Source organism: Paenibacillus sp. PK3_47 (assembly GCF_023520895.1).
In the GTDB taxonomy this organism is placed as follows: Bacteria; Bacillota; Bacilli; order Paenibacillales; family Paenibacillaceae; genus Paenibacillus_AQ.
Genome location: NZ_CP026029.1, coordinates 5,073,642 through 5,095,851, shown reverse-complemented (window position 1 = coordinate 5,095,851; position 22,210 = coordinate 5,073,642). Strand labels below are relative to the sequence as shown.

Here is a 22,210-nt window from a genome sequence, read left to right as displayed (position 1 = left end):
TAGATTATTTTTCATCACTATAGAGGACAAGTATTTGCGGATATGCAGATTTGCTTAAAGAGAATGTAAAACCGGTGATAAAACGCTCCGCTGAAGCCTGCCGCGAACTTAACTTCACCTTAACCTTCATCGAATAGTCGCCTGTTATGATCATGATAACAAGAGTTACTGGGAGGGGTTATTCATGCGTTTAGCCTTGTTCACAGACACTTATCTTCCCCAAACCAACGGTGTGGCCCGTACGCTCCACAGGCTTACAGGCTACCTCAACCGCAGGGGCATAGAACATTTGCTGTTTACGCCAAAATCCGCTCCCGAAGAAGGATACGCCGATCCGGTCCGGACGGTTGCCAGCATTCCGTTTTTTCTGTATCCCGAGTGCCGGCTGGCTCTGCCCAGCATGTCATCGATCCACAATGAACTGAAAGCCTTCCATCCCGATCTGCTGCATATGGCCACCCCGTTTAACCTCGGTCTCTGCGGGCTCCGTTATGCCCGGAAACAGAACCTCCCCCACGTTGCCTCCTATCACACTCATTTTGACCGTTACCTCGAATATTACCGGATGCGCAGAATCGTTCCGCTCTACTGGAAATACATGAAATGGTTCCACCGCACCTGTGATGCTATCCTCGCCCCGTCCCAGGAAACCGTGGACTACCTGCAGAATCAAGGCTTCAACCGGCTGCGGACATGGTCCAGAGGGGTTGACTGCAGCCTGTATACACCTGACAAGCGCAGTAGTACTGTCCGGGAACGCTACTGTGTTTCTGCCCCTTTGCTGCTGCTGTATGTCGGCAGAATCGCCCCGGAAAAGGATATAACCACCCTTCTGCTGGCCATGCGCCAGCTGCCGGAGTCGATCGCGGCTGCTGTTCATCTGCTCGTTGTGGGGGACGGCCCGCTGCTGCCGGAGCTGCAGGAGCAGGCGCCGGATAACGTTACCTTTGCCGGCAGCAAATACGGGGAAGAACTGGCGGAGCTGTATGCTTCGGCGGATATGTTTGTCTTTCCATCCGCTACAGAGACCTTCGGCAATGTTGTTCTGGAAGCGATGGCTTCCGGCCTGCCGGTGATCGCTGCCGATGCAGGAGGTAGCAGAGACCTCATCGTACCCGGCGTGACCGGCACGGTATTTGCAGCGCATCAGCCCGGGACGCTAGTGCAGGAGATATGCGCTGCCGTCCTGCACCCCGGTCTGCGCGCAGCGATGGGTGCGGAAGGACGCAAGCAGGCGCTGTGCCGCTCCTGGGAGCAGATTTTCGACGGGCTCATCAGGAATTATGAGAATGTAATTGAGAGCAGGCGCAGTAAAGGCCATGCGGAAATTCCGGGAATATTCAGTGCCTGACTATATCTGACATAAAAAGCCGGGCATCCGCCCGGCTCTCCTGCTGCTATTGATTCGTCCGAATCCTATTTTACAGTGTCATTATACTGCCCGATCTTCCCGGTAATTTGCTTGGCAGCATCTTCAAGGGCCTGCTTGGGCTGCTTTTGCCCGTTCAGCGCTTCTTCAATCGCACCTTCCACGATCTGACGCGCTTCCGGGAATACTCCCATTACCGCACCCGATGTAGCCGCCGATGCACTCGAAGCGTGAAGCTGGTCCACTGCGGTCTGGAATTGCGGATATTTCACCATATTATCCTTAAGCACCTGCTGGTCGTAAGCTCCCTGATGAATCGGGAAGTAGCCTGTGTTCACACTCCAGTCCGCCTGAACTTCCGGTGAAGCTACATATTTAATGAATTCCCATGCCGCTTTTTGCTGGGCTTCCGGCTTGTTATTCATGATGTAGAGACTGGCACCGCCGACGATGACTCCGCCTTCCTTCGCCGCTTCCGGTTTGGGCAGAAAGCCTGTCCCGACTTCAAATTTGCCGCCGGCGGCCTCAACCATGTTCCGCAGCGATGCCGTAGAATTCAGCGTCATAGCCACCTGGCCGGCAGCAAAGGCAGCATCCGTATCATCGGTATCCCGTCCCAAATTGGCAACCACACCGTCATCAACCATCTTTTTCCACCATTCCAGCGTTTTCACCCCGGCTTCGGAAGCAAGCAGAGATTCCGTAGCAGCGGATTCCCTCCCGTTGCCGTTATTTACATAATCAGCATTTTGATTGGCGAATAACTGCTCCATAAACCAGCCGTAGATCGCAATCGTCGCACCCGCCTTACCATCCTTGCTGAGTGCGGCTGCCGCTGCCTCAAATTCCTCGAACGTTGCAGGCGGTTTCTCCGGGTCCAGTCCCGCTGCCTTGAAGGCATCCTTATTATAGTAGAGAATGGGATTAGACGTATTAAAAGGCATAGCATTCAATTTATCGTCAATGGTGTAATACCGGATAATATTCGGCTCCAGCCCGGACAAATCATAATTGTCCTCGTCTATAAACTGCTGTACCGGGGTAATCAGCTTGGAGTCGATCATGAACTTGCTGCCGATCTCATACACCTGGATCAGGTCCGGCCCGCTGTCCGAGCCGATAGAGGCTTTAAGCTTATTCAAGCTTTCATCATATTTCCCCTGATATACGGCTTCAACTTCAATATTTTCCTGGCTCTCATTGAACGCTGAAACAATACCATTGATCGCCTTTTCTCCGGCGCCGGACATGGAATGCCACCAGGTGATTTTGACAGGCCCGGCAGCGGCGGCACTGACTGTACCTTCCGCATTGGCTGCAGCACTGTTCTCAGTCTGATTGTTGTTTCCACCTGCATTTGAATTGTTGTTATTGTTGCCGTTGCCGTTGCCGCAGCCTGAAAGTACCAGCAGCATACCGGCGAGCGTTACAACCATTCTTTTTTGAAAGCGTGCTTTTTTCATGAATACTCTCTCCTTTTTCCCCTTTAATTTTGGCTTGAATCGCATAACGCATATATACGTATTCATCATCTGCGGTAAGCAGCTGACTTGATTTTGCGCATACTGCATACTACGCTCCCGGTTCCGTCGCTCAGCCTTTTAACGCTCCAGCCGACATGCCCCGGACAAGCTGCTTCAGCCCGAATACCAGCAGCAGCAGTGAAGGGAGGATCGCGAGTGAAATCCCGGCGAATACAAGGTTCCACGAGGTGGATTCCTGAAACTCAAGCATGGAAATGCCGATCTGCACCGTACGCATCGGTTTGCTGTTCGTAATCAGCAGCGGCCAGAGGTATGAATTGTACATATTCAAAAAGGAGTAAACGGCCAGGGTGCCCAGCGCCGGTCTGGAGAGCGGCAGCATATGGAACAGGAAGTAACGGATATGCCCGCATCCGTCGATCTTCGCAGCCTCGAACAGCTCTTTGGGGAGCTGCATAAAGAACTGGCGCAGCAGGAACGTGCCGAATGCCGTAGCCAGAAAAGGAACGGTCAGCCCTTGATAACTGTCGAGCCACCCCAGGCTGCGGACCGTTAAATAGTTGGGGATCATCGTCACTTCCCAGGGTACCATCATCGTAGCGACAAACAGGCTGAACATGATTCCCTTTCCTTTAAAATTCATCTGGGCAAAGGCATATGCAGCCAGACTCGCGGTTACCAGCTGGCCGGCCATTACCATCGCCGATACCAGAAAGGTGTTGCCGATGAAAGTGGCGATCGGAATAATCTCGAACACCTCGCGGAAATTCTCGGGACGAAAGCTCTGCGGAATGACAGACGGCGGATATGCACTGGCTTCCTCCGGACTCATCACCGCCATAAAAAAGCTGTACACTACGGGATAAAGCACCATCACCGCTGCGGCGCTAAGTGCAAGGAAGAGCAGTCCTTGTGCTGCTTTTGGCTTTTTCATTGGTAATGTACTTTCCTTTCCACCCATTTGAACTGGATTAAGGTGAGCAGCATAATGACCAGGAACAGCATAAGCGCCTGTGCACTGCCCGTCCCGAAGCGGAAATTGACAAAGGCCTCGCGGTAGATGGAATAGACAAAAACATTCGTGCTGTCCATCGGGCCGCCTGAGGTAAGGATATTAATCTGTCCGAAGGCCTGAAAAGCGCTAATCACTGAAACCACCAGAACAAAAAACAAGGTCGGAGACAACAGGGGCAGGGTGATTCTGCGAAAAACGGTTATCGCTCCCGCTCCGTCTATTTTGGCGCTCTCATATACTTCTTCAGGCAGTCCCTGCATACCGCTGGACAGGATAATAAAGTTGAACCCGAGATTCATCCACACCGTCATTAAGGATACGGATAACAGTGCTGTATCCGGATTGACCAGCCACGCTACCGGAGCAAATCCGGCCAGCTCAAGCAGGTAATTCAGCATCCCCAGCGTAGGATGGAAGAGGAATTTCCAGATCACTGCCGCTGAGCCGACGGACAATACCAGAGGCAGGGAAAATGCAAACTGGAACAGTCTTTTACCGTGCAGACGGTTGTGGGTAAGCGCCGCCAGCACCAGTGCGAGCAGCATTCCCGCCGGCACCGTCAGGAGTGCAAATAATGCCGTGACCCGGATACCGTCCAGAAACTGTCCTGAGGCAAACAAATCAGCAAAATTATCAAAACCAACGTAGGCAGCGATTCTGCCGGCCGGATCTGTGCTGTGCAGACTCAGATAAACGGATTTCAGCAGCGGGTAAAACAGAAATACCCCGAACAGCAGCAACGAAGGTGCCAGAAAAACATAAGCAAGCACATTCTCCTGTACGGTAAGCTTGCTTAATGATGCTGTGCGGAAGCGGACGGCTGCCGCTGCAGGCTTATCTTTTACCGGCATAGATATTGAAGGATCAAGCTCACTCATAGCGCAGGCCTCCCGGGATCAAAATTCAACTTGTCTTCTAACTACCTCTGCCAGTGTAAGGTGTGAATGTCAGCGCAACGTCACTAATAAGGCAACAATAAGTTAAATTTGTATAAATTTTGTTAAAAAAGAAACATATTCGCATGAAATGGTTTACATAGCATCGGAACATTTTCTGTAAATTCCCGTCTAAACTCATAGTCAGTCTCTGTTAGATGAAGGTTTATAATTTTATTCCTGAAAGGAAGGTTATGCAGATGTTAAAAAAGCTGCTGCTGCTCTCTATCCTCGGATTTCCGCTGTTCTTGGGAACCACGCCACATCCCGCATCGGCCAAAGCCGCGGAAGAAGTGAAATTTCATCTGACCTACAGCAACAACAGCACAATAACCGGCAGCACAACAGGCACTGCCCGGATTAAAAACGGAGTCTCCTATCTGCCTGCAAACATTGTGAATGGTCTCGGGATAGAAATGAAATGGGATTCCGCCGGGAGGCGCGCCTCCTTCAGCGGCTGGAACAAAAGCTTTGCCGTACGGCTCGGCAGCCCCACCGGAATCCTGGATAAGGTAACGGTCAACCTTGGCGGAACACCTTTTCTGGAGGAGGACGAGCTGTTTATTCCCGCCAAGTTTCTGGTCAAGGCACTTGAAGGCGGTACGCTCCGCTGGGACCCCAAGACCCGCAGCCTTATGGCTAACGGTCTGCATATGTACCGCGGTTATTCGGAGAGCTACAAAGGCAGCCTCTACACTTTGTCAATAGATACCGGTGATCTGTATGTTTCCGCCGGCCAAGGATCACCAAAGACCAAGCTGGCTAATCTGGGCAGCGGCCTGGACAGCGTTCATTTTAAATTCGAAGACACTCCGGGCGGTCTGAGGGTACTTCGTGTCGTCAATTCTTACGGCGAACCGCATCGTTTCCTGGAATATTTCACTTTTATTCTTAACAACGGGGCACTCCTCCGCCAGAGCAGCACTGATATTTATTCTACCTTTGCCGAACCCGCTCTGTGGTCCGAAGGCAGGCTGCTCTTGAACGACGGGAAGACAGTGCGGTTGATCGAAGACAGTACAGGTGCGGTAGTCGAAACGGTCGACTTGACGAAGTTAATGCACGGGGAAGCGGACCAGAAGTACAATGTAGAAGCCTTTTACCGGGATATCGCCATCATCCGCCCGTTGGACACTGCATCCTTAACCTTGGTAGACCGCACCTCCGGCACGCAGACTGTTTTGTATGAGAAATTACTTAACGGGGAGGAACGGCAGTGGCTGCTGCTGCAGCGCGATTCCATGTTTCCGGGCGATAACTTCAGGTTTTCGGGACGAAACGGGAATGAGCTCACCATTACGGCCGGTCACATCGGTCCCGAGAACAACGAGAAGAAATTCATCTATACACTGCCTGCCGCAGAGTAGTGCCCAGGCTCCTGAATATCCATGCATCATGCAAAAAAGCTGTCCTCCCGCGCCAGGGAAGACAGCTTTTTATTGCTGCTTAACATTCAATTGTTGAGTTATCCTGTTCATTGTGTTCCCACACCCTCTTAATAATGGTCTGATACTGGATCAATGTGTCTGGCAGCGCATACTCCTTAAAGCTTTCGAATAGGCCTACACACTTGACTATCATGCTGCTCTTATTTATCGAGCTGGCTTGAACCATGCACTCCAGCAAATACTCCAAACCAGCCAAATGCCGGCCTCTGCCCAGGTAATACTTGGACAGCTGATACCACAGCTGTGCTGAATATTCCGGATTCTGCTCCTGCTTCAGCAAAAGAAGCTCGGGTTCAAATTTCTGCAGTATATCATCCACATCCATCTGAAAGCGGTTGGCTGCCTCAATAATATTCAACAGCATGTCATAAATCTCCACTTCCTGCCGGCTTTCAATGAATTCAATATAATCCGGGAGGACGCTTTGATCGCCGCTCATCAGCCTGGTCATATAGGTGCCGGCTTGCGCCCATCGGCGGTATACTGTAATCCAGTATAATGTTTCGGGATCGGTTTCTTTAACCCAGCTGAGATCGGAGCAGTGGCAGGTATATTCCAGAGCCTGCTGATAGTTTCTTCTGGCATCACACACATTGGCAAGCAGCAGGTAGGAATAAGCTATATATACAAAGAGGGGGCTATTGGTTCTATGAGGGGCATCTTTACTTGAGGAATCATGTGAATCTGTAAAATATTGAAGCTTGGCGCTGGTTTCCATCCGGCAGGCAAGCTCCTCCACCTTATCCCACCTGTGCAATGAACGGTAAATATTCGCTAAATCCTTCAGTGCATCAAGCTGGTCGAATTCATTCAACCGGTCGATAAAGGGTTCAAACTGGCAGGCGGCTTTGAAGTTGTGGATATGATCCTTACCCAGGGCGAGGGTAAACAGCCGGTACTGGCAGAAGGCGAGCCGTTCGGAATGCTGGCGGATTTCACATTCGGCTATATTCTCATACAGTATCGCAGCTGCAGCATTCATTTTTTTGGTAAAAAAATCATTGGCCAGCTCATACAGCACTGCCGCATAGGATAATTCCTCAAGCAGCAATGCAACTGCTCTCCGGATACAATCGAGTCTCCCGATTTCAGCACAGCGGTACAGAAAAGGACTGATTCTGCGCCAGTTCGGAGTGGCTTCCACCATGCTCTCCTGAATGTAATGCTCATAATAATAGCCTTCAGGCATGGACAGCACCGCCGTTAGCCGGTCTACCTGATCTATACTCATTACCTTGTTTCCCTTCAGAATGGAGCTTATCGATCCAACGTTCAGTCCGCTGCTTCTGCCTACACTGCTCATGTTCCAGCCTTTCTGTTTCATGAGGTCATCCAATTCACTGCGGATCGTGGTTGTAGCATTCAAGTGAACCACTCCTTTAGAATCAACTCGAAGCAATAGTAGCAACAGAACGATAGTCAAGAGAATTTTATACTATATTACAAATATAACCATACCATTACCACTGGTCAATTGAAATCTGTATTTTAAAGTTTTGGCATCATCGTGTATAATAGATTCCTATTTTTCCGGGATATCCGTCCGCCAGTGATCCGGGCAAAAAAATACAGCAGGTGCCGGATGCACCTGCCGCAGATTACGGTAAAAGTCAATGATAACGATGAGGTCAGCAGCAGCCCGGTTAGGACAAGCCCTGCAGCATATTTCTGATTTTGGTGTAATGTCCGCTCACCCGGTCAGCCATGTAGTTATACATAAGCTGGTTTTCCGCAAGGTTCGCCATCTCCATATCCATATCCACATTATTCCCGTTATTGTTCATGGCCGTATCACTGTTAACCAATATTCTGTACGGAATGATAGAAGCGCCGGGATCTTGGATCTGCATGTGCTTTTCATGAGTACGCTTGATCTCTAATTCCCCTGCTGTATCACCCTCGATAGCCCGTCTCAGCTCTTCCTTGAACTCTACGGATTTCGATTTATAGTTGGGGGTATCTGCATTCGCAATATTCTCGGCAATGGCACTATGTTTGACATTCAGTATGTTCAAGAGGGCTTCGTTACGCTTGGAAGTGCTGCTCTCAATCATAGTTAACCTCCTTCACATCTATTTCCCCAGGCCGCCCAGAACGGCCCCTTCTTCAAAGAAACGTCTGATATTCTCCTCCACCTGCGGATCTGCAATAAGCGGCGGAGCCTGGTGCGGCTTCACGCGGGCATCGATAATTACATTATCGCATGCCCAGTGCTTGTGATCAATACGGCTGTTCACCCCATGGATATCATGGGAAGGATTGCTTCGCGTAAAGGTTGCCCATAAAAAGTTACTGAGCGTCCCGCTCATAAACCCGCTGTCATCACACAGGATAATCAATGGGCAGGAATCCAGCGGACCCGCTGCTCCGATGGCAGCGCCGAGCCGGCCTATTTCCTGTTCAGCTGCTGCATAATCCGTAAATGCAGGGCCCTGCAGCGCGACAACCCCCGGCATAATCATTTTGCCCTGGCCGAATCCTTCCAGCTCACGGCTCAGAATTTGCGGCACTGCGGTGCACAGGCTCCGCTTGGGCTCTCCCACTGCAGCGAATACCACCTTGCTTCCGCTATTAATTCCCGTTCCGGAATAATCCAGTGTATCAATTGTGGTGTTGGTCTGGAAATGAATGTCCCGGTGCAGATTGATCCGCTCCAGGATATAGGTCAGAAAATCCTCAATATCATGTGTACTGATCTTCCGGTCCTCTTCAGCCGTGATGAACAGATACTTGGCCAGGCTCAGCTGCCCTGTGCCGAGAATCCGGTTCGCGATGGTCAGGAGCTCAGCCGGCTGCTTCAGCTTCTGGTAAGGGGTATAGCGTTCGCTGCCGATGGCGAACAGCAGGGGATGCACACCTGCAGCATCCACAGCATGCACTTCCTTGACCCCCGGCACCTCCTGTTTGATTGCCCCTCCGGTCAATTCATGAATCAGCTCACCGAAGGATGTATCTTCCTGGGGCGGCCGCCCAACTACAGTAAACGGATAGATGGCCCCTTTCTTGGCGTACACCTTGTGCACCTTCATGACCGGGAACGGATGGACAAGACTGTAATAACCCAGATGGTCGCCAAAAGGGCCTTCGGGCTTCGTATCACCGGGATGGATCTCACCGGTAATGACAAAATCGGCATCCGCACTGACACAATAGCCGTCGACATAGCTGTAGCGGAAATGGCGGCCGGCGAGCAGGCCGGCAAAGGTCATTTCGCTGAGCCCTTCCGGCAGCGGCATGACGGCCGACAGCGTATGTGCCGGAGGTCCGCCGATGAAGCAGCTGACTTTAAGCGGTTCGCCCCGTTTATTGGCATGTGACTGATGAATGCCGATCCCGCGGTGAATCTGGTAATGGACACCGACTTCCTTGTTCATTTCATAGTCATTCCCGCTAAGCTGGATCCGGTACATGCCCAGATTGGAATTCATGATCCCCGGCTTGTCCGGGTCTTCCGAATACACCTGCGGCAGGGTGACAAAAGCGCCGCCGTCTCCCTGCCAGTGCTTGATCTGCGGCAGATCGGAAATTTGAATTTCCTCGAATCCCGCAGGCAGGCCGCCCGTTTTCTTGAGCGGCAGGGCTCTTCTGGCCGCAAGGCCTGTACCGACGTATTTGAACGGCTGCTTAAGCGCCTTCATCGGATTGCTCCGCAGGGCGATTACATCCTGGGAGGATTGCCATGTATCACGGAATATAAATTTGCTGCGCTCTATGGTTCCGAACAGGTTAGATACCGCGCGGTACTTCGAACCTTTGACATTTTCAAATAATAATGCCGGCCCGCCTGCTTCATATACCTTCAGGTGAATCGCGGCCATCTCCAGATGCGGATCTACTTCCTCATGAATACGGACCAGATGTCCGTGTTTCTCCAAATCGATAATGCATTCTTCCATATTGCGGTATGCCATGATCTTACTCCAATCTGCAGAAGAAATATGAACCTCTTTATTATGGGTGATGGGCGGACCCGAGGTCAACCAAAAGCCCCCTTGGATTACCAAGAGGGCCTGCGTATTAAAACTAGTGATACTTTACACTTCCAGCGGCCAGGCGCCGGTAAACTCGGCATCATTATAATTGAAAAAAGATTGCAGTATGATCTCACGGTCATCACTGAACAGCTGGTCTGCTACTCCCGAGGCAAGCCTTGGTATGGCATTCTTCATTCCGGAGATGGCCGAGGCGGACAGGCCGCAGCTGGCGAGTGCGGAGTAATTGAAGACAAACAGGCCATGCAGAAGCTTAGCCCCTTCCCTGTCACGGCTTTGCAGCGCAAACCCCGGACTGAGATAGGGATGGGCATCCAGCAGCGGATTCAGCTTTTCCGCAGGCGCCTGATAGCGGTCGGCCCAGCGGGCAATATGGCTCTCCACCAGCCTCAGTTCCGGGCGAAGCCCCGGATCGCTAAGCAGCCCTGTACTGATGATAAGAAAATCAAAGCTGTACTTTCCTTTGGGCGTAGTCACGACAGCGCCGCTGCCGGCATCCGCCACATGCAGCCACGGGGAGCCAAGATGAAGCCGGAAGCCGGGCCAGGCTGCTGCACGGGTGAAGGTATCGTTTGTCGGCGGCTGGTTATATTTGAAGAAATGGGAGATCACCGCATATTTATCTTCATCCGCAAGGGTATGGAACCGTTCGATCATGCCGGAGACCTCCATCTGGCGGATCGGATTGACACTGGGCAGCTGCTCGCGCCGGACGAATACATGAGCTTCTGCCGCACCTTCAGACAGGGCGAAGCTGGCATTATCAAAGGCGGAGGCCCCGCCCCCGAGGATTGCTATTTTTTTGCCGCGGAGCGCCTTGAAATCAATCGGCTGGGAAGTATGGGCATACAGCCGTTCCGGCAGCTGCTCAGATATCATCGGCGGCACATGCCATTCCCCTCCGCCCTGAATACCGGTGGCCAGCACTACCTTGCGGGCAAGCAGCTGCCCGGATGGCGCGCCGGCCCCGGCAATATGCAGCCTGTAAATCCCGTCCTCATTAGGTTCAATCAGCTTCAGCTTGACCTCGTTGATAACCGGAAGCTCCAGCACCCGGCGATACCAGCGCAGGTAGTTCATCCACTCGCCGCGCGGGATTTTATCGATTGAAGCCCATCCCTGCGGCCCATGCTGCGCTACCCACCAGGAGCGGAAAGTGAGCGAAGGAATCCCAAGATCTATGGAGGTCAAATGCTTCGGAGTCCGCAGTGTAACCATCCGGGCATAAGTCTCCCACGGCCCCTCCATGCCTTCGCTGTTCTCATCAATCACCAGAATGTTGGATATCCGCTCCCGCAGAAGCCCGAACGCCGCCCCCAGGCCGCTCTGTCCGCCGCCCACAATTACGGCATCATAGACATGCCCTTCGGGATGTTCCAGAGGCCGTACCCAGTCCGCACCGCCAAAGGCGAGACAGGAAAGGTCCATCCTCACTTGTTCATTTAAAGTTTCCAGGCTCATGATTCCTCAGACCTTTCAGTGGCATCTTTAGGAGATCCGGGTAACAAGCTGTTCCGCCGCAGTTCTCACCTTACCAGTGGCCATATTATATCCTGCCTGCTGCCTCATTTGAATAATGGCGTCAGGTTTATTGTCACTATAGCTAAAATATGTCGTTTGGATTGTACATCATCACTAATTTTTGTGATTTCTTCTTCGGAAAGTTGAATCAAGGTCAGTTTACTTCACATTCAAATGAGAATCACCTCTCCGTACAACTGAGTTGCCACAGCAACACCAAAACAGCATGACCCAATAATCAGGCCATGCTGCTTCTCTTTTATCTCATTAATAGTCTTAGAAGCGGGCGACAAAAAACTCGCGGTTAGGCGGAACGGTGCCTTGGAAGACCTGGACGTTGTTGTCGTTTCTGATTCTCAGAACGTAGGACACATCAGTCAACGTAGAGACCTGGTTGAATACAGCCACACCGGTATCATCAAAGAACGCTGTAAATGTGTCTGAACCTCTGGTCAGGGTGGCTGTGAAATCTGTAGTTTCCTTTGGCACACCATTGAAGTTTGTTGCCAGTACAACGAGGTTATTGAAGGTTTGTCTGACTCTGCGTCTTCTGGCAGCCGGTTTTTTAGCCAGCGGTTTTTTCTTGGCGGCAGCCTTAGCCGCATTCATCTTTTTAACCATCAGCGCTTTTTTTGCCAGTAATGCTTTCTTCTTGTCAACTTCTCTCATTTGCTTCACCACTTTCTTTTAAGATACAGTAGTAAATGCAATTTAAGAGCCGGCCGAATCTTCCTATTGCCTATTCTATATAAAATGTGGCGGTGTCACAGTTTCATAGAGATGTATCCCCTGAGCCTATTCCTGCATAGGATGCACAGTGGAGAGGTGATCACTCATCAATGCGTGAAAAGCTGTGGGTGCGGCAGCATGCCGCCAAAATGAATCAGCCGTTACAGCATAAAGTCAGGAATACACCTGCTACAGGTGCAAAGTCAGCTTCAGTGCCGGTTATCGTTCAATTCAAGTCTCCCGTTACCCCGTCCCGGATCCGGAATCTGCAGAAACATCTTGGCGTTCATTCCTTCCCTGTCAAACACCGTCTTTCCTTGATCAATGCCCTATCCTCAAGAGTTTCTTTGAAATGCCTGGAACGGATCTGCAGCTGTAACGAGATTCATAAAGTCTATCTGGATACGGTAAAACATTCCTCTTTAAACATAGCGACTCCTTCTATCGGGGCAGCGGCTCTCCAGACCACCAAAGGACTTACCGGAAAAGGAATCAACATCGCCATCATTGATACCGGAATTTACTGTCATCCGGATCTGACCAAACCAGTTAACCGGATCTTTGCCTTCAAGGATTTCATCAATCATAGAAAAAAGCCCTATGACGACAATGGTCACGGAACCCATATCGCCGGGGATGCTGCAGGCAACGGATGGGCCAGCAAAGGCAAATACAGGGGGCCTGCACCGGAAGCCGGTATTGTCGGTGTTAAAGTATTGGACCAGAACGGCGACGGCTATGATTCTACCATTATCAAAGGGATCGAATGGTGCATTGCAGAGCGCAAGCGCCTCAGGCTGCGTATCCTGTCGATGTCCTTCGGCGGTCCAGTGAACACATCCTGCAAAGACGATCCGCTCTGCCAGGCTGTTGAAAAAGCCGTCCAGGCCGGACTCACTGTCGTCATCGCCGCGGGCAACAGCGGACCCGGACCAAAGACGGTTGAATCACCGGGAATCAGTCCCTCAGCGATAACCGTAGGTGCAGTTAATGACAGGCGGACCCTAACGCAAAAGGACGATGTCATTACGTTCTATTCCAGCCGCGGTCCTGCTCCGGGCGGCAAGGTGAAACCCGACATCGTTGCTCCGGGCGAATCAGTGATCTCGCTGCGCGCGCCGGGTTCACTGCTGGCCCGCCAGTCCCCCCAGGAGAGTATCGGCAAGTTCTACTACAGGCTCTCCGGGACCAGCATCTCTGCCCCGATTGTCTCCGGCGCAGCCGCGCAGCTGCTGCAGCGTTTCCCTGGCATGTCCCCGCGCCAGGTCAAAGCTGCACTAAAGAAGAATGCCTTCCGTCTCGGCCTCAAGCCCAATACGGCAGGAAGCGGCGAAATTAATGTCAGATTTCTGCGAAAATGCTAAAGGGGCTCCCCCATAAGCCATAAAATGGCTGCTTGGGCAGCCCCTTCTTCTACTGTTTTCTTTATAATCTATTACTGACGATGATAGCTTAAGGAGCTGTTCATAACATGGAAAAAGAACATTTGGGACCACAGCAAGGAAGACATGCCCCAAGGCACAGCGCTGCAAAGTATCGCCCTTATTCCGCTGGAGGCTTTTATTTGTAAAGTGAAAAATAACATTTCAATAGATGAGTCTTTCATTCTGGACCAGTGTCCGCCTTCTTGCGGTTATTACGGAATTTTTCAGAGGGGGAGCTCCCTTTACTGGTATAAACAGTTTTTTAAAGATGACACTTCCGCGCTCTTTACTTACAATGTGACGGACAAGCACCTGCAGCAAGTGAGGATTCAGGAAACGTACGACAGGATTTTTTTATAACCGGTGAACCGGTAATCTTCGGACGCTTCGCCACACATTGTTATATTCCTTCTGCGGACTGTCATATTTTTTGCCTATAACAAGCGTATTGACGCAGCGGCTGAACTTACGTATCCTATGGTGAAGGAAAATAAATGAATTTCATAGTTAACACAATAAGTTACGGAAGCTGGTGAGAGTCCAGCACGGTCCACGCCACTGTAAGGGAGTCATCCTAAGTCAGGTCGGTGCTTATTGTGTATAACTGAGCCCTTCGAGGTAAAGGGCGGTTATCAGAAACTCTTATTTGAGTCTCTTTAACCACGCCTCTTCCATTCATGGGAGAGGCTTTCTCACTATTCTAGGGTCAGAAAGGGAAGAGAGAAATGGGGAAAAGCTTTAAAAAGGTTCTTGTATCCGGGTTGGCATCAGCCTTACTGTTAGGTTCAGCAGGGCTGGGCAACTTACAGGCTGACGCAGCTAAAGAACCGGTTGTCTTCACGAACACGAATGTAGAGGTAAACTCAATTGTATCATGGGCTACGGGGTACCGCGATTACAAACCTAATACGGCTGAAGGAAATGTATTAGAATCTTACAGAACACCGGAGAATGCTGTCGGACCTTACTCTTCTTCTTTGGTAGTATTAGGAGACAACGGCGAAATTACAATGGAGTTTGAGGGAATCGGGGACGGGCCCGGACAAGACTTTGCGGTCTTTGAAAACGGCTTTGCTACAGGGCCCGATAACACACTTGGTTTTCTGGAATTGGCTTATGTACAGGTGTCTTCCAACGGAACAGATTGGGTACAGTTTGACTCCTCTGCCTTGAGGAATACCAAAGTCGGCTCTTATGAAGGAGTAGATCCTTCCCAGTATAACGGACTGGCCGGCAAGGCACTCGGCGGTTTCGGAACCGGGTTTGATCTGGCAGCGCTCAAAGACAAAGAGGAAGTTGCCGCCGGACTCGTTAAGCTGAATGATATCAAATACGTTAAGATTATCGACATTAAGGGCGACGGTACCAACAAGGACAGTTACGGCCGGCCAATCTATGATCCTGATCCTTCCGGAGGATCTGCCGGTTTTGATCTCAGAGCAGTCGGTGTTATTAACAAAAACTATGCCGTCACTCCGCCTTTTAATAAAGGGCTGGAGTTCGACCTGGACGCTGAAATTACGCAGGCCGTTGCGGGATACTCACAGCAAGTCTATGATGATTGGGCTTCTGTAGCCTCCAATCTTACAGGTCTTGCACCTGACCCGGACTATATCGCCGCTTACACCAAGCAGGTCATTGATGCGGCAGGAGTCTATAAGAAAGGCACAGATATCGCCAAAGTCATCATAGGCTTGACTGCAGCAGATGTTAATATAAAGGATATCGGCGGCATTAACCTTCTGGATAAGGCTGTCAACTTTGATCCTGCACGGCTTACGGTCTCCAACGACGTCGTATACATGCTGCTTGCCCTGGACTCCGGAAGATATGAGATCCCTGAAGGAAGCAAGGTAACCAGAGAATTCCTGGTGGACAAGCTTCTTTCCCTTAAAATAAAAGGCGGCGGCTGGTCATTCTTCGGCTCCACACCTGACCCGGATATGTCCGGGATTATCATGGCGGGTCTTGCCCCTTACTATGACACTAACCCTCAGGTAAAGGCTGCTATTGATGAGACGGCAGCGTATTGGAAAGGCAAGCAGATTACGAACAGCAACAGTCTGGGCCAGCTGATTCTTGGTCTCGCTGCAAATGAGATTGACCCTGCAGGTGAGGATTACAAGCAGGGTGACAAGAACATGCTGAATGACCTCTACACTTATAAAGCAGCAGACGGCTTGTACAAGTGGAGGAAGGCCGATGCCAAAAGTAATGTGATGGCACAGCGTGATGTAATGGCTGCACTCAACAGCTACAAAAGGTTCCTTAACGGTTCAGATTTCAGCATTTATTACAACCTTAAACCTACTCCGGTGGTAGAGGAACCTGGAACGCCTACGGACCCGGAACCTGGAACACCTACAGATCCGCAGCCTGGAACACCTACAGATCCGCAGCCTGGAACACCTACAGATCCGCAGCCTGGAACGCCTACGGATCCGCAGCCTGGAACGCCTACGGATCCGGAACCTGGAACGCCTACGGATCCGCAGCCTGGAACACCTACAGATCCGCAGCCTGGAACGCCTCCGGTAGTTGTACCACCAACAGTATCACCGGCAGAACCACCGCCGGCAGCTGCCACAATTAATGTTCCTGTCACCATTACATCGGATGTGCCTTATGCAGGCTTACCAAAGTCCGGTACAGTAAGTATTAAGGACGGGGCTACTGCGTATCAGGCATTGTTGGCCCTTGCAGGCAGCAGCAATGTAAAAGCCACTGGCTCCGGCCAGGGATTGTATGTCCAAGCGATCTATGAATTGGAAGAGTTTGATTACGGACCGCTGTCCGGCTGGACCTACTATGTAAATGGTGTAATGCCTGATTACAGTGCAGACGTAGCGATATTGCATTCAGGTGACACACTGTCCTGGAAATATGTCGGAGATGCTAATTTGGCCAAACCAACTCCTGCTCCGGCAGTTACCAGTCCAACCGGTACAGTTGCTACGGCAGCGCCAGGCCCGACGCCTAAGCCTGCTGAGCAGCCAGCCGCAACAGCTGCACCAGCTGCACCAGTCTCCCAAGTCACCTTCACGGATGCTGCGGCAATCTCTTCCTTCGCTGCAGATAGCGTGAAAAAGGCGCAGGAGCTGGGGATCATGACCGGTAAGAAAAAAGCTGACGGTTCGTTCTCCTTTGAGCCTAAAGCGCCTATTACACGTGCGGAATTCACCACCGTTCTTGTCAGACTTCTATATGGTGAGCAGACTGCAGGCACAGCTGTAATTAAGGATGTTAGCTCCACGAACTGGGCTTATCCTTATATCGCTAAAGCTAAAGAGCAGGGAATCATTAACGGGTTCCAGGATGGATCGTTCCGCCCTGGCGACCCTGTCACAAGAGAGCAGGCAGCAGTTATTGTACAAAAAGCCTTTAATATCACCAAAGGCTCCAATCCGTTGACCTTCTCTGACATCTCTTCAGACCGGTATTCGTTCACGGCGATTGAGGCCGTGAGCAGCAACGGATTCATCGTCGGCTCTGACAGCTCCTTTAACCCGGCAGACAAGGTTACCAGAGAAATGGCCGCTACAATAATGATCAGGCTCTATGATAATTATCTTGCCAAGTAACCGGGTAATGTGAAGGAGAGGGTTCTTCCCTCTCCTTTTTTTGTCTATTTTAATATAGGCATATCGATTAACCACAATGGTGTATCAAATACTGATTTAAAACTCCCCTCGGGAACTGTGTACGGTGTGGCAAAGTCTGTCTCAGCGGGAATGCTACATGGCTTAATTGGAATTTCACCACCTAATATTGTCCTTTTTCATCATTTATAAGCTTTAGTTGGAATTTCTCCAGCTATTAGGGCAGATAAATGCCTTCAAAGACTCATCCAGTAGTTTTAAGTGGAGTTTTTCCAACAAGCATTGTAATCCCGTTGCTTTCCGAAAGATTAGATGGAGAAATTCCACTTAGCTTGATCTTTAACGCTCGCCCAAACCATTTTCCGTAAAAACGGATAATCAACGGGACTCATTTGAATACGATAAATCCTGCGAAACTTCACGTGCCCAGGCCAGCAGCCATTCGTCCGTCCCATATTGCCCGATGCATTGGAATCCTAACGGCAGCCCGTTAATTTCAGCAGACGGAAGGCTAATCGCGGGGCAGCCTGCGAATCCCCAGATTGCAGTCATGCCTGACCGGCCTGTACTGTGCTCTTCCAACCGGGGAGCTGTCATGCCCTGTGCCGGTGACACCCACAGGTCAATTCCTTCCCGATCCATGAGCGCCGCCAGAGCCTGCCGCAGCTCAAGCTGCATCCCGCGGTATCCGGCCAGTTCTTCCTCCTGAATTTTAGCCCCTCTAAGAATAGCGTCCTTTACTCCGGCACCATAGTACTCTTCATAACTTCCAAACCAGTCTGCATGTCCACGCGCCAGTTCTCCTTCAACTAACCGCAGCATGGCATCCCCGTAAATAAAGTCGTCCTCCCAAGGCATGTCTACATGCTTCACCTGGTAGCCCATACGCATAAGTCCCTCAATTTGTCCCTTAAAGACCTCTCTAACCTCATCACTCATTAGCTGCATGTACACCCCCCGAGGGATACCGAGCACAGGCTTGTGTTCTGCCCGGCGCGGGACCCAATCAGGCACCAGCACTTTAACAGCAGCCTCCATACTCTCAAGTTCCTGGGTAAAGAATCCTACTGTATCAAAAGAAGGTGACAGTAAAAGAACACCATCCAGCGGTACCCTTCCATAGCTTGGTTTAAATCCGGCCACTCCGCAAAAGGAAGCCGGAGCCATCACGGAACGCAAGGACTGGGTTCCCACAGCCAAAGGGCATATTCCTGCAGCCACTGCCGCAGCAGAGCCCGCGCTCGAACCTCCCGGCGTATGCGCGGGGTTATGGGGGTTCAATGTAGCTATCGGACCCTGATAAGCAAATTCCTCTGTAACCGTCTTTCCGGCAATCCATGCTCCCGCAGCACGCAGACGTCTAATCAGGAAGCCTTCCTTACCGGTCAGCGTCTCAGCCGGCATCCTCGATCCGGCCCTGGTTGGCAGCCCTTCCACATGAATCAGATCCTTAATCCCGACGGGGATTCCCCACAGTGGCGGCAAGCTGTCCCGACTGCCGGCATAAGTAAGCAACCTCTCAGCCTCCTGTGTCATACGCTGTTCCGGCTTATCTTCCGGAACAAAGGCCCTGACATGGGGCTCCAGCTTTTCAAACCTTTGCATGAACAGCTCCATAGATTGATTCAACGAAGTTTCCGGTTCATTATTCTCGCTTAGCATAGCTGTTAACGAAGAGCGGGCAAGCTGCATTAGGTCATCTCCTGCTAATTAGATTTCACCATATCGCATTCATCATTTCATCTGACTTTAATAAATCCCGGCCATACGCGGTGACCCGCGGAATATTATACTCACTGCCCCAAAGGATATCGCCAAGTGCCAGCTTAATACAGCAAATTTTGATCTGAATGTTTTTTTCCACAAGAATGTCTGCCCCATAACCGGTAAAAAAAGCATTCAAGGCGGACTTGTCATTGATAAAATACCGCTCAAATAATATTGAAAAATGATCAACGTCTACACCCCACAGCATATTCTCAAAATCAATCATTCCGGAAAACTCCCCGTTATGATTGACCAGCCAGTTACCGGGTGTTGAATCCCAGTTGATGGGTACGGGCCTGCAGCCTTCAAAAACACCAGTATTCGCAGCGCCCACTCCGCCTGTTCCAGTTCATTAGGCAGCAGTAATTGCTTCTCCCGACATTTAAAGATTATCTCAGACAATGTGCTGCGGATGTATGTAACAGGGTCGGTATGACGATACACTTCAACCGGATTTCCATTCAAATCCGGACGTCCAAACCAGTCACCGGTATATGTGTCATGTAGGAGCCTCGTCAATTCCCCGGCTTTACTGTAAGCGATATATGATGCAGCATGTGTAAGACTCGTTTCTCTCATAATCGTACCGCCGATTTCCGTCATCAGAATTCCCTGCCAGCTCTCACCCTCAGAGATCCCGATAAGCCGGGGAACATACGGCTGCAGAATATGGACCCAATGATTGTAAGCATACACTTCCGGCTGCCATCTTTGCTTTCTGCTGTAAGTCTTAAGGTAATAGAATTGCTGATTGATGCCGGACTGAAGCTTCCATACCCCTGTTCTTGAGCTGCCTGGCCGGAGATCGGAGAGCACACGGAATTGTCCAATCTCCTCCTTTACAAAGGCATATAAATCTTCAGGCTCAATGACAGTGTGCCGTTTAGTCTGCACAGTATTCCCCCTAACTGATTGAATTCCAAAAGCAGCATTTCACTTCCACAATATACCATTATCTATTCAACATAAAAAGCCACTGGAACACTTGGTAGTGTCCAGCGGCATAATTAAAGCAGAGTTTCCGTTTCAAGACTTGGTCTCTAAAGCGTAACAATGAATGTGTTACCCCTTAGTCCCCGCCGTAAGATTCATCCCTTCAATGAAATACCGCTGGAACAGGAAGAACAGCAGAATCATCGGCACCAGTACGATTACCGACCCTGCCATCAGGTAGTTCCACTGGGTCTGCATGGCTCCGCGGAAAGACTGGAGTCCGATCTGCAGGGTATACAATGATTCATCATTTACATAGAGCAGCGGTCCCAGGAAGTCATTCCATGCCCCGTTAAAAGCGAAAATGGCAATGGCTGCAAGCCCCGGCTTGGATAACGGCAGAATGATCCGGTACCAGATCTGGAAGTGTCCCGCCCCGTCAATTCTTGCCGCTTCGCTCAGCTCTGTAGGAATGGTCAGATAGAACTGGCGCAGCATGAAGATATAGAAGGCACTGCCCAGAAACTGCGGAATAATAATCGGGTAGTAGGTTCCCACTAACCCCAGCTTGGAGAACAGCACGTACTGCGGAATCAGCGTCACAAAGCCCGGAATCATAATGGTGGACAGCAGGACGGAGAACCAGAGCTTTTTGCCGCGGAAGCGGATTTTGGCAAAGCCGTACGCCACGAACGCATTTACAATCACATTGCCTGTTACCGCAAAAAAGGTCAGCAGCAGCGTGTTCATGGTATAGCGGGTAAACGGAGCCGCCGTCCAGGTCTCCAGATAATTACTCCAGTGAAACTGCTCCGGAATGAACGTCGGCGGATACTGGGCAATTTCCTGCATGGATTTGAGCGAAGTCGAAATCATCCACCACAGGGGCAGGAGAAACAGCACGCTTCCGGCACATAAAAAAGTAAAGATCAGCACCTTGCGCAGCGGCAGACGTCTGCCCGGCTTGTGTAAGGAAGGTTGAACCAGTTCAGCCTCCCCTTTGGAGTAGGAGTATGCCTGTCCCATCTAGGAGTCCCCCCCTTCATAATGAACCCAGCGTTTGGACAGCTTCAGATTCAGAGCGGTCAGGATCATCACAACCACGAACAGAACCCAGGCCATAGCCATGGCATAGCCCATATCAAACACGGTGAAAGCCTTATGCCACATATGCAGATTATAAAAGAGCAGGGAATGCATCGGCCCTCCCCCTCCGGATTCAGTCATGACATAGCCTTCCTGGAAGACCTGAAAGCCGCCGATCAGGCTGGTTACCACATCATAAAAGATGACCGGCGAAATCATCGGAAGCGTAATATGGCGGAACCGGCGGAGTGCGGACGCGCCGTCCAGACGTGCTGCTTCATATAATTGGGGAGGCACGCTCTGCAGGCTGGCCAGATACAGCAGCATCCCGCCTCCTACCGCCCACATTTTCATGAAAATAACGGCAGGTTTGGTCCAGAACGGATCCGTCAGCCAGGCCGGACCTGCAATACCCACCCAGGAAAGCAGTGTATTAACAAGTCCTGTAGACGGGTTCAGCAGCTGCATCCAGAGGAAATACACGCCTACCCCCGACAATACTGACGGAAGATAAAATATAGTACGGAACATCCGCATGCCGGCCACCCGTTCATTCAAGAGCAGTGCCAGCAGCACGGAACCGATCGTTGTCAAAGGAACCATCCAGAGCACATAATAAATCGTATTCGAGAGCGATTTCCAGAACAGCGGATCACTGCTGAACATTCGTTCATAGTTGGCCAGGCCGATGAAATCCATTTGGGACGTAATATCATAATTTGTAAAGCTGCCGTATAACGAAAAGAGCAGGGGCAGCAGCGTAATCCCGAAAAAGCCGATCAGCCACGGAAGAATAAATATGTAACCTGCCCGGTCCTCACTTCTTGCCAGCTTGCCTCTTCGCGGTTTGGAAGCCTTGAGAGGATGCTGGGCACCAGCTTGCGGTTGATTCATGTTCATCCTCACCA

At 50.8% G+C, this 22,210-nt stretch carries 17 protein-coding genes and 1 riboswitch; of the genes, 4 read left to right on the top strand and 13 right to left on the bottom strand.

Going from position 1 to position 22,210, the window contains the following annotated elements:
• Window positions 1–184 precede the first annotated feature (184 nt).
• The gene (locus tag C2I18_RS22140) at window positions 185–1,351 is read left to right on the top strand and encodes a glycosyltransferase family 4 protein (protein ID WP_249897894.1); all 1,167 of its coding nucleotides are present in this window, start codon (window positions 185–187) and stop codon (window positions 1,349–1,351) included.
• A 65-nt stretch (window positions 1,352–1,416) separates the two neighbouring features.
• On the opposite strand, the gene C2I18_RS22135 is transcribed toward C2I18_RS22140, so the two are convergent.
• The 3 genes from C2I18_RS22135 to C2I18_RS22125 form a co-directional block, all read right to left on the bottom strand.
• Window positions 1,417–2,784: an ABC transporter substrate-binding protein gene (locus tag C2I18_RS22135; protein WP_481857953.1), complete on the bottom strand. Its 1,368-nt coding sequence runs from the start codon at window positions 2,782–2,784 to the stop codon at window positions 1,417–1,419.
• 178 nt (window positions 2,785–2,962) lie between these two features.
• Complete coding sequence (locus C2I18_RS22130; protein ID WP_249897892.1) at window positions 2,963–3,787, bottom strand: carbohydrate ABC transporter permease; 825 nt, start codon at window positions 3,785–3,787, stop codon at window positions 2,963–2,965.
• Window positions 3,784–4,746, bottom strand: coding sequence for a carbohydrate ABC transporter permease (locus C2I18_RS22125; protein ID WP_249897891.1), 963 nt, complete (start codon window positions 4,744–4,746; stop codon window positions 3,784–3,786). The genes C2I18_RS22130 and C2I18_RS22125 overlap by 4 nt, the downstream gene beginning before the upstream one ends.
• Window positions 4,747–5,003: 257 nt before the next feature.
• Here C2I18_RS22125 and C2I18_RS22120 point away from each other — a divergent pair, with 257 nt between their 5' ends.
• On the top strand, window positions 5,004–6,170 hold the full coding sequence (locus tag C2I18_RS22120) for a copper amine oxidase N-terminal domain-containing protein (RefSeq protein ID WP_249897890.1): 1,167 nt from the start codon (window positions 5,004–5,006) through the stop codon (window positions 6,168–6,170).
• Window positions 6,171–6,249: 79 nt separating this feature from the next.
• Here the strand turns inward: C2I18_RS22120 and C2I18_RS22115 are convergent, their stop codons facing one another.
• The 5 genes from C2I18_RS22115 to C2I18_RS22095 all read right to left on the bottom strand — a co-directional run bounded on the left by C2I18_RS22115 (window position 6,250) and on the right by C2I18_RS22095 (window position 12,433).
• Complete coding sequence (locus C2I18_RS22115) at window positions 6,250–7,617, bottom strand: tetratricopeptide repeat protein (RefSeq protein WP_249897889.1); 1,368 nt, start codon at window positions 7,615–7,617, stop codon at window positions 6,250–6,252.
• Window positions 7,618–7,894: 277 nt separating this feature from the next.
• Complete coding sequence (gene flgB, locus C2I18_RS22110) at window positions 7,895–8,305, bottom strand: flagellar basal body rod protein FlgB (RefSeq protein WP_249897888.1); 411 nt, start codon at window positions 8,303–8,305, stop codon at window positions 7,895–7,897.
• A gap of 18 nt (window positions 8,306–8,323) precedes the next feature.
• Window positions 8,324–10,162, bottom strand: a complete 1,839-nt coding sequence (locus C2I18_RS22105) for a UbiD family decarboxylase (RefSeq protein ID WP_249897887.1) — start codon at window positions 10,160–10,162, stop codon at window positions 8,324–8,326.
• Window positions 10,163–10,285: 123 nt separating this feature from the next.
• A complete protein-coding gene (locus tag C2I18_RS22100) occupies window positions 10,286–11,704 on the bottom strand; it encodes a flavin-containing monooxygenase (RefSeq protein WP_249897885.1) in 1,419 nt (472 codons plus the stop codon).
• Between the two features lie 336 nt (window positions 11,705–12,040).
• On the bottom strand, window positions 12,041–12,433 hold the full coding sequence (locus tag C2I18_RS22095) for a hypothetical protein (protein WP_249897883.1): 393 nt from the start codon (window positions 12,431–12,433) through the stop codon (window positions 12,041–12,043).
• Window positions 12,434–12,603: 170 nt separating this feature from the next.
• On the opposite strand from C2I18_RS22095, the gene C2I18_RS22090 reads away from it, so the two are divergent.
• Window positions 12,604–13,857 (top strand): S8 family peptidase, encoded by a 1,254-nt coding sequence (locus C2I18_RS22090; RefSeq protein ID WP_249897881.1) that lies wholly within the window; start codon window positions 12,604–12,606, stop codon window positions 13,855–13,857.
• Between the two features lie 557 nt (window positions 13,858–14,414).
• Window positions 14,415–14,551, top strand: a riboswitch (adenosylcobalamin (AdoCbl) riboswitch).
• A 127-nt stretch (window positions 14,552–14,678) separates the two neighbouring features.
• Window positions 14,679–17,498 carry an S-layer homology domain-containing protein gene (locus C2I18_RS22085; protein ID WP_249897880.1) on the top strand — a complete coding sequence of 940 codons (2,820 nt, stop codon included), beginning with the start codon at window positions 14,679–14,681 and terminating at the stop codon, window positions 17,496–17,498.
• A 396-nt stretch (window positions 17,499–17,894) separates the two neighbouring features.
• On the opposite strand, the gene C2I18_RS22080 is transcribed toward C2I18_RS22085, so the two are convergent.
• The 5 genes from C2I18_RS22080 to C2I18_RS22060 form a co-directional block, all read right to left on the bottom strand.
• Window positions 17,895–19,208 carry an amidase gene (locus C2I18_RS22080; RefSeq protein WP_249897878.1) on the bottom strand — a complete coding sequence of 438 codons (1,314 nt, stop codon included), beginning with the start codon at window positions 19,206–19,208 and terminating at the stop codon, window positions 17,895–17,897.
• A 25-nt stretch (window positions 19,209–19,233) separates the two neighbouring features.
• On the bottom strand, window positions 19,234–19,509 hold the full coding sequence (locus C2I18_RS22075; RefSeq protein WP_249897877.1) for a hypothetical protein: 276 nt from the start codon (window positions 19,507–19,509) through the stop codon (window positions 19,234–19,236).
• The gene (locus C2I18_RS22070) at window positions 19,506–20,177 is read right to left on the bottom strand and encodes a protein kinase family protein (RefSeq protein ID WP_249897876.1); all 672 of its coding nucleotides are present in this window, start codon (window positions 20,175–20,177) and stop codon (window positions 19,506–19,508) included. Before C2I18_RS22070 ends, C2I18_RS22075 begins: the two co-directional genes overlap by 4 nt.
• A 168-nt stretch (window positions 20,178–20,345) precedes the next feature.
• A complete protein-coding gene (locus C2I18_RS22065; RefSeq protein WP_249897875.1) occupies window positions 20,346–21,242 on the bottom strand; it encodes a carbohydrate ABC transporter permease in 897 nt (298 codons plus the stop codon).
• Entirely contained in the window at window positions 21,243–22,202 is a 960-nt protein-coding gene (locus C2I18_RS22060) for a carbohydrate ABC transporter permease (RefSeq protein ID WP_342760313.1), read from the bottom strand.
• Window positions 22,203–22,210: the final 8 nt, after the last annotated feature.

Excerpts from the sequence above, each read along its gene's own strand:
- C2I18_RS22105 (WP_249897887.1), bottom strand. The coding sequence starts at position 10,162 with ATGGCATACCGCAATATGGAAGAATGCATTATCGATTTGGAGAAACAC.
- C2I18_RS22080 (WP_249897878.1), bottom strand. The coding sequence starts at position 19,208 with ATGCAGCTTGCCCGCTCTTCGTTAACAGCTATGCTAAGCGAGAATAAT.
- C2I18_RS22100 (WP_249897885.1), bottom strand. The coding sequence starts at position 11,704 with ATGAGCCTGGAAACTTTAAATGAACAAGTGAGGATGGACCTTTCCTGT.
- C2I18_RS22140 (WP_249897894.1), top strand. The coding sequence starts at position 185 with ATGCGTTTAGCCTTGTTCACAGACACTTATCTTCCCCAAACCAACGGT.
- C2I18_RS22120 (WP_249897890.1), top strand. The coding sequence starts at position 5,004 with ATGTTAAAAAAGCTGCTGCTGCTCTCTATCCTCGGATTTCCGCTGTTC.
- C2I18_RS22065 (WP_249897875.1), bottom strand. The coding sequence starts at position 21,242 with ATGGGACAGGCATACTCCTACTCCAAAGGGGAGGCTGAACTGGTTCAA.
- C2I18_RS22090 (WP_249897881.1), top strand. The coding sequence starts at position 12,604 with ATGCGTGAAAAGCTGTGGGTGCGGCAGCATGCCGCCAAAATGAATCAG.
- C2I18_RS22125 (WP_249897891.1), bottom strand. The coding sequence starts at position 4,746 with ATGAGTGAGCTTGATCCTTCAATATCTATGCCGGTAAAAGATAAGCCT.
- C2I18_RS22095 (WP_249897883.1), bottom strand. The coding sequence starts at position 12,433 with ATGAGAGAAGTTGACAAGAAGAAAGCATTACTGGCAAAAAAAGCGCTG.
- flgB (WP_249897888.1), bottom strand. The coding sequence starts at position 8,305 with ATGATTGAGAGCAGCACTTCCAAGCGTAACGAAGCCCTCTTGAACATA.
- C2I18_RS22130 (WP_249897892.1), bottom strand. The coding sequence starts at position 3,787 with ATGAAAAAGCCAAAAGCAGCACAAGGACTGCTCTTCCTTGCACTTAGC.
- C2I18_RS22075 (WP_249897877.1), bottom strand. The coding sequence starts at position 19,509 with ATGATTGATTTTGAGAATATGCTGTGGGGTGTAGACGTTGATCATTTT.
- C2I18_RS22060 (WP_342760313.1), bottom strand. The coding sequence starts at position 22,202 with ATGAACATGAATCAACCGCAAGCTGGTGCCCAGCATCCTCTCAAGGCT.
- C2I18_RS22135 (WP_481857953.1), bottom strand. The coding sequence starts at position 2,784 with ATGCTGCTGGTACTTTCAGGCTGCGGCAACGGCAACGGCAACAATAAC.